15 protein-coding genes and 1 pseudogene are annotated in these 14,389 nt (G+C 53.4%); 12 read left to right on the top strand and 4 right to left on the bottom strand.

The features are described from left to right. Positions 1 to 77 precede the first annotated feature (77 nt). A pseudogene (gene hdfR / locus ACLJQD_RS21680) lies at positions 78 to 650 on the bottom strand (HTH-type transcriptional regulator HdfR); the annotation flags it as partial. A 106-nt stretch (positions 651 to 756) separates the two neighbouring features. On the opposite strand from hdfR, the gene maoP reads away from it, so the two are divergent. Continuing rightward, complete coding sequence (gene maoP / locus ACLJQD_RS21675; RefSeq protein ID WP_000840996.1) at positions 757 to 1,095, top strand: macrodomain Ori organization protein MaoP; 339 nt, start codon at positions 757 to 759, stop codon at positions 1,093 to 1,095. Between the two features lie 24 nt (positions 1,096 to 1,119). On the opposite strand, the gene ACLJQD_RS21670 is transcribed toward maoP, so the two are convergent. Continuing rightward, positions 1,120 to 2,640 (bottom strand): YifB family Mg chelatase-like AAA ATPase, encoded by a 1,521-nt coding sequence (locus ACLJQD_RS21670; RefSeq protein ID WP_000050215.1) that lies wholly within the window; start codon positions 2,638 to 2,640, stop codon positions 1,120 to 1,122. Between the two features lie 351 nt (positions 2,641 to 2,991). Between ACLJQD_RS21670 and ilvL the strand changes: the two genes are divergently transcribed. From ilvL to ACLJQD_RS21625, 9 genes are all read left to right on the top strand, one after another. Further along, on the top strand, positions 2,992 to 3,090 hold the full coding sequence (gene ilvL / locus ACLJQD_RS21665) for an ilv operon leader peptide (protein WP_001311244.1): 99 nt from the start codon (positions 2,992 to 2,994) through the stop codon (positions 3,088 to 3,090). Between the two features lie 86 nt (positions 3,091 to 3,176). After that, positions 3,177 to 3,227, top strand: a complete 51-nt coding sequence (ilvX, locus tag ACLJQD_RS21660; RefSeq protein WP_192930503.1) for a peptide IlvX — start codon at positions 3,177 to 3,179, stop codon at positions 3,225 to 3,227. Positions 3,228 to 3,229: 2 nt separating this feature from the next. Next, positions 3,230 to 4,876, top strand: a complete 1,647-nt coding sequence (gene ilvG, locus ACLJQD_RS21655; RefSeq protein ID WP_001012564.1) for an acetolactate synthase 2 catalytic subunit — start codon at positions 3,230 to 3,232, stop codon at positions 4,874 to 4,876. Further along, entirely contained in the window at positions 4,873 to 5,136 is a 264-nt protein-coding gene (gene ilvM / locus ACLJQD_RS21650; protein WP_000983260.1) for an acetolactate synthase 2 small subunit, read from the top strand. Before ilvG ends, ilvM begins: the two co-directional genes overlap by 4 nt. A gap of 17 nt (positions 5,137 to 5,153) precedes the next feature. Further along, positions 5,154 to 6,083, top strand: coding sequence for a branched-chain-amino-acid transaminase (gene ilvE / locus ACLJQD_RS21645; protein ID WP_000208532.1), 930 nt, complete (start codon positions 5,154 to 5,156; stop codon positions 6,081 to 6,083). Positions 6,084 to 6,242: 159 nt separating this feature from the next. Next, positions 6,243 to 8,093 (top strand): dihydroxy-acid dehydratase, encoded by a 1,851-nt coding sequence (gene ilvD, locus ACLJQD_RS21640; RefSeq protein WP_001127442.1) that lies wholly within the window; start codon positions 6,243 to 6,245, stop codon positions 8,091 to 8,093. A gap of 2 nt (positions 8,094 to 8,095) precedes the next feature. Further along, entirely contained in the window at positions 8,096 to 9,640 is a 1,545-nt protein-coding gene (ilvA, locus tag ACLJQD_RS21635) for a threonine ammonia-lyase, biosynthetic (protein WP_023242832.1), read from the top strand. A gap of 282 nt (positions 9,641 to 9,922) precedes the next feature. Further along, entirely contained in the window at positions 9,923 to 10,240 is a 318-nt protein-coding gene (locus ACLJQD_RS21630; RefSeq protein ID WP_080089817.1) for a type II toxin-antitoxin system RelE/ParE family toxin, read from the top strand. Beyond that, positions 10,237 to 10,578 carry a helix-turn-helix domain-containing protein gene (locus ACLJQD_RS21625; RefSeq protein WP_000560822.1) on the top strand — a complete coding sequence of 114 codons (342 nt, stop codon included), beginning with the start codon at positions 10,237 to 10,239 and terminating at the stop codon, positions 10,576 to 10,578. The genes ACLJQD_RS21630 and ACLJQD_RS21625 overlap by 4 nt, the downstream gene beginning before the upstream one ends. 1 nt (position 10,579) lies before the next feature. Here the strand turns inward: ACLJQD_RS21625 and ilvY are convergent, their stop codons facing one another. Beyond that, on the bottom strand, positions 10,580 to 11,467 hold the full coding sequence (ilvY, locus tag ACLJQD_RS21620) for an HTH-type transcriptional activator IlvY (RefSeq protein ID WP_000365797.1): 888 nt from the start codon (positions 11,465 to 11,467) through the stop codon (positions 10,580 to 10,582). Between the two features lie 163 nt (positions 11,468 to 11,630). On the opposite strand from ilvY, the gene ilvC reads away from it, so the two are divergent. Continuing rightward, complete coding sequence (ilvC, locus tag ACLJQD_RS21615) at positions 11,631 to 13,106, top strand: ketol-acid reductoisomerase (RefSeq protein ID WP_000024946.1); 1,476 nt, start codon at positions 11,631 to 11,633, stop codon at positions 13,104 to 13,106. A gap of 91 nt (positions 13,107 to 13,197) precedes the next feature. Here the strand turns inward: ilvC and ppiC are convergent, their stop codons facing one another. After that, positions 13,198 to 13,479 carry a peptidylprolyl isomerase PpiC gene (gene ppiC, locus ACLJQD_RS21610; protein WP_001096806.1) on the bottom strand — a complete coding sequence of 94 codons (282 nt, stop codon included), beginning with the start codon at positions 13,477 to 13,479 and terminating at the stop codon, positions 13,198 to 13,200. Positions 13,480 to 13,672: 193 nt separating this feature from the next. Between ppiC and ACLJQD_RS21605 the strand changes: the two genes are divergently transcribed. After that, on the top strand, positions 13,673 to 14,374 hold the full coding sequence (locus ACLJQD_RS21605) for a Crp/Fnr family transcriptional regulator (protein WP_017442089.1): 702 nt from the start codon (positions 13,673 to 13,675) through the stop codon (positions 14,372 to 14,374). Positions 14,375 to 14,389: the final 15 nt, after the last annotated feature.

Here is a 14,389-nt window from a genome sequence, read left to right as displayed (position 1 = left end):
CCGGAGGAATATCGGCAACACAATCATTTGGCCGGGATCTCAAAAAATGCCTGGAACTAAAACGGGTCTATTTACACCCACTCCAGCCGCAGATAATTGAGTTCTGATTTCTTACGGGCAGGGCTGCTGCAATATAACGCCAAAGTGAAGTGCCCTAACAGCTGACTGCTGAATTCATCCATTTTGGGCGCTTCGGTAGTAATGAGGAGATCAAGCTGGCGTTCATGAAGTTGCTTCACAAGCGATTGCCGTTGAGCGATTCTGGCTTCGAATTGCAGGCCGCTTTGCGGCTCCTGTAGTTGGTACAGTCGCCCCAGCCAGGCGTTAAGCATACACTCCCATAAAGACGCGCTGGCGCCGATGGAAAACTCGTTATGGCGTGAGGTATGCGCCACCTCTTTACGTGCCGCCTGCCACGTATTCATCAGCGTTTCCGCATACGGTAAAAGTTTTTCGCCAGCCGTGGTTAAACGGATATTGTTTCTGTGCCGCGTAAAAAGGTTTACGCCCAGTTGATTCTCCAGTTGCCTGATACGAAAGCTCACCGCGGATTGCGTCAGGTAAAGTGCTTCTGCGGCCCGCCCGAAATGGCGTGTCCGGCTAACTTCCAGGAAAGTTTTTAACAATTCCGTATCCACTGTGCTCTCCACAAAATTATTTGTCGTTATGATTTAAATGTTTTGTTTTACACTCTGTCAAGCGTAACTAATACTCCGCGCCATAAATAGCTCAGACAAAGAATTAGGAGCGTGCAGGATGGCGGAAAGCTTTACGACGACTAATCGATATTTTGACAATAAACATTATCCACGTGGATTCTCTCGTCACGGTGATTTCACGATTAAAGAGGCACAACTGCTTGAGCGTCATGGTCATGCCTTTAATGATCTGGATCTTGGCAAGCGTGAGCCTGTGACTGAAGAAGAGAAGCTGTTTGTAGCGGTATGTCGCGGTGAACGCGAGCCGGTAACGGATGCAGAACGCGTCTGGTCCAAGTATATGACGCGTATCAAGCGTCCAAAACGCTTCCACACCTTGTCTGGCGGCAAGCCGCAAGTTGAAGGCGCAGAAGACTACACCGAAGCTGATGATTAATAAAAAGGGCGTAATGCCCTTTTTTTACGCCAGCAGCTTTTGCAAATGAATTAACAACCTGTCTATCGCCCGATAGCTTACCGCCTCCTGCAAATGCTGACGCGAGATCTGGTCAGCCAGTTCTATGTCGGCAATGGTTCTGGCCACTTTTAGTAAACGCTGCCAGGCGCGAATGGATAATCCAAGATGCACCAGCGTGTCTTCAAGCCAGCGGGCGTCATCGTGATGCAAAACACAGTATTTTTGGATTTCGCGACCCTCCAGACGCGCGTTTAACTTCTTCTGGCGTCGGTACTGCCGTTCATGGGCGGCGATGACCCGCTTTTTTACCGTAGCGCTGCTCTCACCCTTTGAGGCGTGTTGGCTAAGAATCCCGGGCGGAGGAAGTGGTATCTCAAGCGAAAGGTCAAAACGATCAAGAAACGGGCCTGACAACCGATTAAGGTAACGTAGTGTCTGTTCTGGTGTGCAGCGATTATGGTTTCCCTGATAATGTCCGGTCGGGCTGGGATTCATTGCGGCGATTAACTGGAACCTGGCAGGGTACGTTATTTTCGCTCTGGTACGGGATAAATGAATTTGACCGGATTCTATAGGTTCACGTAGCGCATCCAGTGTGCGTCGTTCAAATTCAGGCAATTCATCAAGGAACAAAATTCCGTTGTGCGCCAGCGATATCTCTCCCGGGGCGGGTATTGCGCCGCCGCCGACCATAGCAGTAAGTGAGGCGCTATGATGAGGTGAGCGAAAGGGGCGTTGCTGCCATCGTTTTTGTACCGTATCGGCATTAACCAGACTGAGGATCGCGGCGCTTTCCAACGCCTCTTCATTGCTTAATGGTGGAAGAATCCCGCTCAGTCGACTGGCCAGCATGGTTTTACCCGTACCCGGTGGGCCGATCAATAGCAGATTATGTCCCCCTGCCGCTGTAATCTCCAGGCCGCGTTTACCCTGCTCCTGACCGATCACATCGCGAAGATCGGCAGTTGCGGTAGGCGATGCCATATCCTGAGCTAAAGGTCTTTCCAGGGCGTGTTTCCCTTCCAGAAAGGCGCAGACGGTTTGTAGATGATCGGCGATAAAACATCCTTCTTTGCTGATAAGCCCAACCTCCGCCGCGTTCTCTGTTGCGACGATAATATTTCTGCCGGCCCTGATGGCTTCCGTTGCACTTGATATTGCGCCAGGAACGCCGCGTAATGCGCCTGTAAGCGCTAACTCACCCACCAGCTCATATGCCTCAAGATTCGACGCTGTAAGCTGCTCAGACGCGGCCAGAAGCGCAACAGCAATAGGCAGGTCATACCTTCCGCCCTCTTTCGGTAGATCGGCGGGAGCAAGGTTAATGGTTATTTTTTTAGCCGGAAATTCATATCCGCTATTAATGATCGCACTACGTACCCGGTCACGCGCCTCTTTTACCGTGGTTTCCGGTAGGCCAACCATGGTTAATCCCGGTAATCCATTACTGATATGCACCTCTATAGTGATAGGCGGCGCATTGACGCCAAGTGCGGCGCGAGTATGAACAATCGCCAGTGACATAATCCCTCCTGTTACGTGGATTATGCGGGATAGAAGAGAAAATCGAATTACTGACTTTTTGTTTTTTAGCGGCTGCTTCCTGAATTTTGGCGTCATTTTCAGGTAAGAAACATCAAACTGGAAGAACGCTCGCAGAAGCGAAAAGAAGGAAAACAGGGTGTAAAGCGCGCCAAAAGGGGGAGGAAAACGTGAAAATTTTTCAGTTGCTAATTTTTCTTATAAAAAACAAAGCACTTTTAGGCATTCACCTGCATTATCTGAAACGTGGTTAAAAAAATATCTTGTGCTATTGGCAAAACCTATGGTAACTCTTTAGGTATTCCTTCGAACAAGATGCAAGAATAGACAAAAATGACAGCCCTTCTACGAGTGATTAGCCTGGTCGTGATTAGCGTGGTGGTGATTATTATCCCACCGTGCGGGGCTGCACTTGGACGAGGAAAGGCTTAGAAATCAAGCCTTAACGAACTAAGACCCCCGCACCGAAAGGTCCGGGGGTTTTTTTTGGCCTGAAAAACTTAAGCGAGGAGCAGAACGTGAATAACAGCATAAAATTCTGTTTCTCAAGATTTACGACGGGGATGTAACTATGAACGGGGCACAGTGGGTGGTACATGCTTTGCGAGCGCAGGGGGTGAAAACCGTATTTGGTTATCCTGGCGGAGCAATTATGCCGGTTTACGACGCGTTGTATGACGGTGGTGTGGAGCATTTGTTGTGCCGACACGAACAGGGTGCGGCAATGGCGGCAATCGGTTATGCCCGTTCTACCGGCAAAACCGGTGTTTGTATCGCCACTTCCGGCCCTGGCGCCACTAACCTGATCACTGGCCTGGCGGATGCGTTGTTAGATTCGGTCCCCGTCGTCGCGATCACGGGTCAGGTTTCCGCCCCGTTCATCGGCACTGATGCGTTCCAGGAGGTGGATGTGTTAGGCCTGTCGCTGGCCTGTACCAAACACAGCTTCCTGGTGCAGTCGCTGGCAGAGCTGCCTCGTATCATGGCAGAGGCTTTTGAAGTCGCCAACGCTGGCCGTCCTGGCCCGGTTCTGGTGGATATCCCGAAAGATATCCAGTTGGCCAGCGGTGAGCTGGAACCCTGGTTTACTACCGTTGATAACGAAGCGACTTTCCCGCAGGCTGATGTGGAACAGGCGCGCCAGATGCTGGAACAGGCGAAAAAACCCATGCTGTACGTCGGCGGTGGTGTTGGTATGGCGCAGGCGGTTCCGGCGCTGCGTAAATTTATCGCGGTAACGCAAATGCCAGTTACCTGCACGCTGAAAGGGCTGGGGGCTGTTGAAGCTGATTATCCGTACTATCTGGGCATGCTGGGAATGCACGGTACTAAAGCGGCTAATTTCGCGGTGCAAGAGTGTGATTTACTGATCGCAGTGGGTGCACGTTTTGATGACCGGGTGACCGGTAAGCTGAATACGTTTGCGCCGAACGCCAGCGTAATCCATATGGATATCGACCCGGCGGAAATGAACAAACTGCGTCAGGCACACGTCGCGTTGCAGGGCGATTTAAATTCGCTGTTGCCGGCATTACAGCAACCGCTGAAGATCGACGCATGGCGTCAGTCCTGTGCAGAGCTGCGCGCAGAACACGCCTGGCGCTATGACCATCCTGGCGAGACTATCTATGCGCCGTTGTTGTTGAAGCAATTGTCGGAACGCAAACCCGCAGACAGCGTGGTGACGACGGATGTGGGGCAGCATCAGATGTGGTCAGCCCAGCATATGACTTACACCCGCCCGGAGAACTTCATCACCTCCAGCGGTCTGGGGACGATGGGATTCGGCTTACCGGCGGCCGTTGGCGCGCAGGTAGCGCGACCGAATGATACCGTTATCTGTATCTCCGGTGACGGCTCCTTCATGATGAATGTTCAGGAGTTGGGCACCGTAAAACGCAAGCAGTTACCGTTGAAGATAGTCTTACTCGACAACCAGCGGTTAGGGATGGTTCGACAATGGCAGCAACTGTTTTTCCAGGAGCGATATAGCGAAACCACCCTGACCGATAACCCCGATTTCCTCATGCTGGCCAGCGCCTTCGGCATTCCAGGCCAGCACATTACTCGTAAAGACCAGGTTGAAGCGGCACTCGACACGATGTTGGCAAGCGAAGGGCCGTACCTGCTTCACGTCTCAATCGACGAACTTGAAAATGTCTGGCCGTTGGTGCCGCCTGGCGCCAGTAACTCTGAAATGCTGGAGAAATTATCATGATGCAACATCAGGTCAATGTATCGGCACGCTTTAATCCAGAAACCTTAGAACGTGTTTTACGCGTGGTGCGCCATCGTGGTTTTCAGGTGTGCTCCATGAATATGGAAGCCGCGACCGATGCGCAGAATATAAATATTGAATTGACCGTTGCCAGTCCCCGGTCGGTCGACTTACTGTTTAGTCAGTTAAGTAAACTGGTAGATGTTGCGCATGTCGCAATCTGCCAGAGCGCTGCCACATCACAACAAATCCGCGCCTGAGCGCAAAAGGAAGAAAAATGACGACGAAAAAAGCTGATTATATTTGGTTCAATGGCGAGATGGTGCGCTGGGAAGACGCGAAGGTTCACGTAATGTCTCACGCGCTGCACTACGGTACGTCGGTATTTGAAGGGATTCGGTGCTACGACTCTCACAAAGGCCCGGTAGTGTTTCGTCATCGTGAACATATGCAGCGCCTGCGCGACTCAGCAAAAATTTATCGTTTTCCGGTTTCCCAGAGTATTGATGAGCTGATGGAAGCCTGCCGCGAAGTGATCCGCAAAAACAACCTGACCAGCGCCTATATCCGTCCGTTGGTATTTGTCGGCGATGTCGGTATGGGCGTTAACCCACCCCCGGGATACACCACTGACGTCATCATCGCCGCGTTCCCGTGGGGGGCATACCTGGGCGCCGAAGCGCTGGATCAGGGGATCGATGCGATGGTTTCTTCCTGGAATCGCGCTGCGCCGAACACCATTCCAACCGCTGCGAAAGCGGGCGGTAACTACCTCTCCTCACTGCTGGTGGGTAGCGAAGCGCGCCGCCACGGCTATCAGGAAGGCATCGCCCTGGATGTAAACGGCTATATCTCCGAAGGCGCAGGTGAAAACCTGTTTGAGGTAAAAGATGGCGTGCTGTTTACTCCGCCGTTTACCTCTTCCGCGCTGCCAGGCATTACTCGCGACGCGATCATCAAACTGGCGAAAGAGCTGGGTATTGAAGTGCGCGAGCAGGTGCTGTCCCGTGAATCGCTGTATCTGGCCGACGAAGTATTTATGTCCGGAACCGCGGCAGAAATTACTCCGGTACGCAGCGTTGATGGTATCCAGGTAGGTGAAGGCCGTTGCGGCCCTGTTACCAAGCGTATTCAACAAGCCTTCTTTGGTCTCTTCACTGGAGAAACCGAGGATAAATGGGGCTGGTTGGATCCGGTAAATTCATAATAAATAAAGTTAATATTTTCCCAAATAATTTGCGTCACAGGAAGGCGGCAACGCAGCAAATCCCCAGAAGCTTACTGTCGTAAGTGACTGGGGTGAGTGAGGCAGCCAACGCACCTGTGGCGTGAAGTATGAAGGGAAAAGATGGGGAGTAAATAAAGCATGCCTAAGTACCGTTCCGCCACCACCACCCATGGTCGTAATATGGCGGGTGCCCGCGCGCTGTGGCGCGCCACCGGAATGACCGACAGTGATTTTGGCAAACCGATTATCGCCGTGGTGAACTCATTCACTCAGTTTGTGCCGGGTCACGTTCATCTGCGCGATCTCGGTAAGCTGGTCGCCGAACAGATTGAAGCTTCCGGCGGTGTGGCGAAAGAGTTCAACACTATTGCCGTGGATGACGGGATCGCCATGGGGCACGGGGGTATGCTCTATTCACTGCCGTCGCGCGAGCTGATCGCCGACTCCGTGGAGTACATGGTGAACGCTCACTGCGCTGACGCAATGGTGTGTATCTCCAACTGCGACAAAATCACCCCTGGGATGCTCATGGCCTCGCTGCGCCTGAATATTCCGGTGATCTTTGTCTCCGGTGGACCGATGGAAGCCGGGAAAACCAAACTGTCCGATCAGATCATCAAGCTCGATCTGGTTGATGCCATGATTCAGGGCGCGGACCCGAAAGTCTCTGACGATCAAAGTAACCAGGTGGAGCGTTCCGCCTGTCCAACCTGCGGCTCCTGCTCCGGCATGTTTACCGCTAACTCCATGAACTGCCTGACCGAAGCGCTGGGCCTGTCGCAGCCGGGCAACGGCTCACTGCTGGCAACCCACGCTGACCGGAAGCAGTTGTTCCTCAATGCCGGTAAGCGGATTGTTGAACTGACTAAACGCTATTACGAGCAGGATGACGAAAGTGCATTGCCGCGTAACATCGCCAGCAAAGCCGCGTTTGAAAACGCCATGACGCTAGATATTGCGATGGGCGGTTCGACCAATACCGTTCTGCATCTACTGGCGGCGGCGCAGGAAGCGGAAATCGACTTCACCATGAGTGATATCGACAAGCTGTCCCGCAAGGTGCCGCAGCTGTGTAAAGTGGCGCCAAGTACCCAGAAATACCATATGGAAGACGTTCACCGTGCCGGCGGTGTGCTGGGTATTTTAGGCGAGCTGGATCGCGCCGGGCTGCTGAACCGCAACGTGAAAAACGTATTAGGCCTGACGCTGCCACAAACGCTGGAACAGTACGACATCACGGTTACGCAGGACGAAGCGGTTAAAAAAATGTTCCGTGCTGGCCCTGCTGGTATCCGTACTACCCAGGCATTCTCGCAGGATTGTCGCTGGGATTCGCTGGATGACGACCGCGCAGCGGGTTGCATCCGCTCGCTGGAATATGCCTATAGCAAAGACGGCGGTCTGGCGGTGCTGTATGGCAACTTCGCCGAAAACGGCTGCATCGTTAAAACCGCGGGCGTCGATGACAGCATCCTTAAATTCACCGGCCCGGCGAAAGTTTACGAAAGCCAGGACGACGCGGTAGAGGCGATTCTCGGCGGTAAAGTAGTGGAAGGCGATGTAGTCGTGATCCGCTACGAAGGGCCGAAAGGCGGGCCGGGAATGCAGGAAATGCTCTATCCGACCAGTTTCCTGAAGTCGATGGGGCTGGGCAAAGCCTGCGCGCTCATCACCGATGGGCGATTCTCCGGCGGTACTTCGGGTCTTTCCATTGGCCACGTTTCGCCGGAAGCGGCCAGCGGCGGCACTATTGCGCTGATTGAAGATGGCGACACCATTGCGATTGATATCCCGAACCGCAGCATTCAGTTGCAGTTGAGCGAGGCTGAAATCGCCGCACGCCGCGAGGCGCAGGAAGCTCGCGGCGATAAAGCCTGGACGCCGAAAAATCGTCAGCGTCAGGTTTCGTTTGCCCTGCGTGCCTACGCCAGCCTGGCGACCAGCGCCGATAAAGGCGCGGTGCGCGATAAATCGAAACTGGGAGGTTGATGATGGCGGAATCTCAACCTCTGTCAGTCGCGCCGGAAGGGGCGGAGTATCTGCGCGCGGTGCTACGCGCGCCAGTATACGAAGCGGCGCAGGTGACGCCGCTGCAAAAAATGGAAAAGCTCTCGTCACGTCTGGACAACGTTATTCTCGTCAAACGCGAAGACCGGCAGCCGGTACATAGCTTTAAGCTGCGCGGCGCTTACGCGATGATGGCCGGATTGACCGAAGAACAAAAAGCCCACGGCGTGATTACCGCGTCGGCGGGGAACCATGCACAGGGCGTGGCGTTCTCCTCCGCGCGGCTTGGCGTGAAGTCTCTGATCGTCATGCCAAAAGCAACGGCGGATATTAAAGTCGATGCGGTACGCGGTTTTGGCGGCGAAGTGCTGTTGCACGGCGCTAATTTTGATGAAGCGAAAGCGAAAGCTATTGAGCTGGCGCAGCAGCAGGGTTTTACCTGGGTGCCGCCGTTTGATCACCCAATGGTGATCGCCGGGCAGGGCACGCTGGCGCTGGAACTGCTTCAGCAGGATTCGCATCTCGATCGTGTCTTTGTGCCGGTTGGCGGCGGCGGCCTGGCGGCGGGCGTAGCGGTACTGATCAAACAATTGATGCCGCAAATCAAAGTGATTGCCGTCGAAGCGGAGGATTCCGCCTGCCTGAAAGCGGCGTTGGAAGCCGGTCATCCAGTGGATCTCCCGCGCGTTGGGTTGTTTGCTGAAGGCGTGGCGGTAAAACGCATCGGCGACGAAACCTTCCGGCTGTGCCGGGAGTATCTTGACGACATCGTAACCGTCGATAGCGACGCGATCTGCGCGGCGATGAAAGACCTGTTTGAAGATGTGCGTGCGGTGGCGGAGCCGTCCGGCGCGCTGGCGCTGGCGGGGATGAAAAAATATATCGCCCAGCACAATATTCGCGGCGAACGCCTGGCGCACGTCCTTTCCGGCGCCAACGTCAACTTCCACGGCTTGCGCTATGTGTCTGAACGCTGCGAGCTGGGGGAACAGCGCGAAGCGTTACTGGCGGTGACCATTCCGGAAGAAAAGGGGAGCTTTCTCAAATTCTGCCAGTTGCTTGGCGGGCGTATGGTCACCGAATTTAACTACCGTTTTGCCGACGCGAAAAATGCCTGTATTTTTGTCGGCGTACGCGTCAGTCAGGGGCTGGAGGAGCGAAAAGAGATTATCACCCAACTGTGCGACGGCGGTTATAGCGTAGTGGATCTCTCCGACGATGAAATGGCGAAGCTGCATGTGCGCTATATGGTCGGCGGACGCCCATCCAAGCCATTACAGGAGCGTTTGTATAGTTTCGAATTTCCGGAGTCGCCCGGCGCGTTGCTCAAATTCCTGCATACGCTTGGCACGCACTGGAATATTTCGCTATTCCATTACCGCAGCCACGGTACCGATTATGGCCGCGTGCTGGCGGCGTTCGAGTTAGGCGATCATGAGCCGGATTTCGAAACCCGGCTGCATGAGCTGGGCTATGAATGCCATGATGAGAGCAATAACCCGGCGTTTCGGTTCTTTCTGACGGGTTAATTCAGCGTTTAGTTTTTCGGGCCCACAAAGTAAAGTGGGCCTGATATCAAGATATTATCTTCCCTCAGTTATTGGGCTTTTCTGCCAGCCCGGAGCATCCACTCATTTAATTTTGCGAGACGTTTTCCAGAAGGCGCCCAATCTGCTTGTGGTGAAACTCGGCTCACCATATCGTTAGCACCGCTATCACTTGCACCTGCTAAAAACAATGTATAAAATTTTATACACCAGGGTGTTATGTTACTCACCCGAGCTTTCTCCAATGAAAAAGAAATTCGATGGGTGGGATCTTCTCTGGAGGATCTCCTGGTTTTTCCCATAACGGTACGTAAAGCAGTCGGTTATCAGCCTCATAAAATTCAATATGGAATTGAACCCGATGACTGGAAACCGTTTTCAGAAATTGGGGCTGGGGTAAATGAAATTCGGATTCGTGACAACAATGGTATCTATCGCGTTATGTATGTCGCTAAGTTTGAAGAAGCACTCTACGTTTTGCATAGTTTCCAAAAACAGACGCAACAAACCAGTCAGCACGATAAAAACATCGCCAGAACGCGTTATAACCGGGTGGTGCAACAACGGAGAAACAGCTTGTGATTGCCAAAACTGATAGTGATATTCGCCATGTGACGCCATCTGGCGGTAATGTTTTTGCTGATTTGGGGTTTGATAAGCAGGACGCAGAAAAGTTTTACGCTGATTCCCTGAGTGAAATCGAAAACACGTTAGCCATTAAAGAACAGCTCATGGAAGAAATTACCCTCTGGATTACGCGAAACCAGATGAAGCAAGCCGAGGTTGCTACAGTTTTGCATATATCCCGACCGCGCGTTTCGGATGTCGTCAACAAGAAATGCAGCAAATTCACCATTGATGCTTTGGTGAATATGCTTAGCCGTATTGGGAAGCCTGTTCGGGTAATGGTAGGGCCGTAAACTAATTCGGTAAAATCTTCCAGAACGCATCAATTAGCGGCTCATGCAGCCGCTTTTTTTGCGCGCAGACGCCAAGCTCAAACGGCGTTTTTTCATCACTACGTTCTAAAATCATCACCCGGTTGCGCACCGGCTCCGGGCTGTTTTCCAGCACCACTTCCGGCAGCAGCGCCACGCCGCAGCCGAGCGCCACCATTGAGACCATCGCTTCGTGACCGCCGACGGTGGCGTAAATCTGCGGATTGCTGATTTTATGGCGGCGAAACCACAGCTCAATGCGGCGGCGTACCGGCCCCTGATCGGCCATGATAAACGGCACCGTCGACCAGTCGGGCTTATCGACCGACACCTGATTGCGCACCGGGCAGGGCAGCGCCGGGGCGATCAGCACCACCGCCAGATTTTCCAGCATCGAAAACGCCACCGCGCCGGGTAGCGTTTCCGGCTTACCAGCAATCGCCAGATCGGCCTCGCCGGTGACCACTTTGTCCATGGCATCGGCGGCGTCGCCGGTGGTGAGCTTAATTTCCACCGAGGGATGTTCGGCGCGAAAACGGTCGAGGATCGGCGGCAGATGACTGTATGCCGCGGTCACCGAGCAGAAAATATGCAGTTCGCCGGAAAGGGACGGCCCCTGCTGATCGAGGGTATGGCGCAACTGCTGATATTGCAAAAGCGTCTGTTGGGCAAACACTCGCAGCTCTTCGCCGGCTTCGGTCAGCGTGACCGTGCGGTTATCGCGCACAAACAGCGGCTGGCCGAGATCTTCTTCCAGCCGCTGGATCTGCCGGGAGAGCGTGGAGGGGCTGACGTGCATCGCCCGCGCGCTGCGGCCAAAGTGGCGGCTTTCCGCCAGATGCAGGAAGGTTTTTAGATCGCGTAAATCCACAGACAGACCTCCGGTTTTTGACGTTGCATAAACCGCAACATAACGTTGTGAATATATCAATTTCCGCAATAAATTTCCTGTTGTAATGTGGGTTCATTCGCACAGATAGCAATCTGTAAACCGAACAATAAGCGCGACACACAACATCACGGAGTACACCATCATGGCTAACTACTTTAATACACTGAACCTGCGCCAGCAGCTGGCGCAGCTGGGTAAATGCCGCTTTATGGGCCGCGACGAATTCGCCGACGGCGCGAGCTACCTTCAGGGTAAAAAAGTGGTCATCGTCGGCTGTGGCGCTCAGGGGCTGAACCAGGGCCTGAACATGCGTGATTCCGGTCTGGATATCTCCTACGCCCTGCGTAAAGAAGCGATTGCTGAGAAGCGTGCCTCCTGGCGTAAAGCGACCGAAAACGGCTTCAAAGTGGGTACCTACGAAGAGCTGATTCCGCAGGCTGACCTGGTGGTTAACCTGACGCCGGACAAACAGCACTCCGACGTGGTGCGCTCCGTACAGCCGCTGATGAAAGACGGCGCGGCGCTGGGCTATTCACACGGCTTCAACATCGTGGAAGTGGGCGAGCAGATCCGTAAAGACATCACCGTGGTGATGGTGGCACCGAAGTGTCCGGGCACCGAAGTACGTGAAGAATACAAGCGTGGTTTCGGTGTTCCGACGCTGATCGCGGTACACCCGGAAAACGATCCGCAAGGCGAAGGCATGGCGATTGCTAAAGCCTGGGCTGCGGCCACCGGCGGTCACCGTGCGGGCGTACTGGAATCTTCTTTCGTTGCAGAAGTGAAATCTGACCTGATGGGCGAGCAGACCATCCTGTGCGGTATGCTGCAGGCCGGTTCTCTGCTGTGTTTCGACAAGCTGGTGGCAGAAGGCACCGACCCGGCTTACGCGGAAAAACTGATTCAGTTCGGCTGGGAAACCATCACCGAAGCGTTGAAGCAGGGCGGCATCACCCTGATGATGGACCGTCTGTCTAACCCGGCGAAACTGCGTGCTTACGCGCTGTCCGAACAGCTGAAAGAGATCATGGCGCCGCTGTTCCAGAAACATATGGATGATATCATCTCCGGCGAATTCTCTTCCGGCATGATGGCTGACTGGGCTAACGACGATAAGAAACTGCTGACCTGGCGTGAAGAGACCGGTAAAACCGCGTTCGAAACCGCGCCGCAGTTTGAAGGTAAAATCGGCGAGCAGGAGTACTTCGATAAAGGCGTGCTGATGATTGCGATGGTGAAAGCGGGCGTTGAGCTGGCGTTCGAAACCATGGTCGATTCCGGCATCATCGAAGAATCCGCTTACTACGAATCACTGCACGAGCTGCCGCTGATCGCCAACACCATCGCCCGTAAGCGTCTGTATGAAATGAACGTGGTTATCTCCGATACCGCAGAATACGGTAACTACCTGTTCTCTTACGCTTGCGTACCGCTGCTGAAACCGTTTATGGCGGAATTGCAACCGGGCGATCTGGGTAGTGCTATCCCGGAAGGCGCGGTAGACAACGCACAGCTTCGCGACGTGAACGACGCGATTCGTAGCCATGCGATTGAGCAGGTAGGTAAGAAACTGCGCGGCTATATGACGGATATGAAGCGTATTGCGGTAGCGGGTTGATATACCTTGTCGGGTGGCGCTAGCGCTTACCCGACCGACAAAATCAATCAGACGATGTAGGCCGGGTAAGGCGTAGCCGCCACCCGGCTTTTTATTTGCGATACAATACTTTAATGATGTGGTAACCGAACTGAGTATGCAGCGGGCCGGTTGGCTCCAGTACCGGGCAGGAAAAGACTACTTTATCGAATGCCGGAACCATCTGGCCCTGACGAAATTCGCCTAAATGACCGCCTTTTTTACCGGATGGGCAGATAGAATGCTTCTTCGCCAGCTTCTCAAAATCGCCGCCGTTTTTAATTTGCTCCAGAAGATCTAAAGCCAGTTTCTCTTCTTTTACAAGAATATGCAGTGCTGCTGCCATTTTTGCCATTATTGTGTTCTCACGTCGCAAAGATTGGCCGTCACTTTATCACTCCTTAGGCCGTCAGACATATACTCTTCGCCATTACAGGACAGATGTCCCGCCTGATTTAATGAACCGGGAGATAAGCGGCATTTTTAGCGGGCGTATTTCGGATGCGCGGGACGACGGTCCTGTCCTTTCTGACAAGGGGCGAGATACCATGAACATAATGAAAAACGCAGAATTTCCAGACGACTGGCTTTTAGGGCTACGCCAGGTTGTACGCGACCCAGTGCTTTATGAATTACTCAAATACTGCCCGTTGGAAATCATGCAGTGCTGGCGATTTGGCGACATTTCCCGCGGCGCGCTTATCTGCCGCCAGGGGGAAATATGCCAGCAATTTTCACTCATCGTGGCCGGCGAAGTGGATGTTTTTTACGAAGCTGAAGATGGACGCCGTTACCGGCAGGCGCGTTATGGCAAAGGAGATATGCTGGGCGAGCTAGAGATATTTGAGTCGCGGCATTACATCTGTTCTGTCGTAGCCGTCGGCAATGTACAGCTACTCAGCCTGCCGCAAGCGCATTTTTGCCGCTGGCTGACGCTGGATAACCACTTTAACCAGCGAATGCTGCGGTTTTTCAGCCAACAGTATTACCAGTTGTCGAAAAAGGCCAGTAGCGACAATTTGTACTCGCTGCATCAGCGCGTATGCCAGGCATTATGGCTGCGTTATCAACAATATGAATCAACCACTATTTTGCTTGATAAGCAGAATCTTGGTCAGGAATTTGCGGCGACGACGCGCAGCATCAACCGGATACTGCACGATCTGAAATCGCTGAACATTATCGATACCGACGGTGAGCGGATCATTTTACTGGCTCCTGAAAAACTCAAACAGGAGGCGGAAATCTGAACCTCTCAGAACAAT

Source organism: Salmonella sp. SAL04214 (assembly GCF_046550615.1).
Classification (GTDB): Bacteria; Pseudomonadota; Gammaproteobacteria; order Enterobacterales; family Enterobacteriaceae; genus Salmonella; species Salmonella enterica.
The sequence above is the reverse complement of the archived record's forward strand: the minus strand, read 5'-3'. Positions and strand labels throughout refer to the sequence as shown.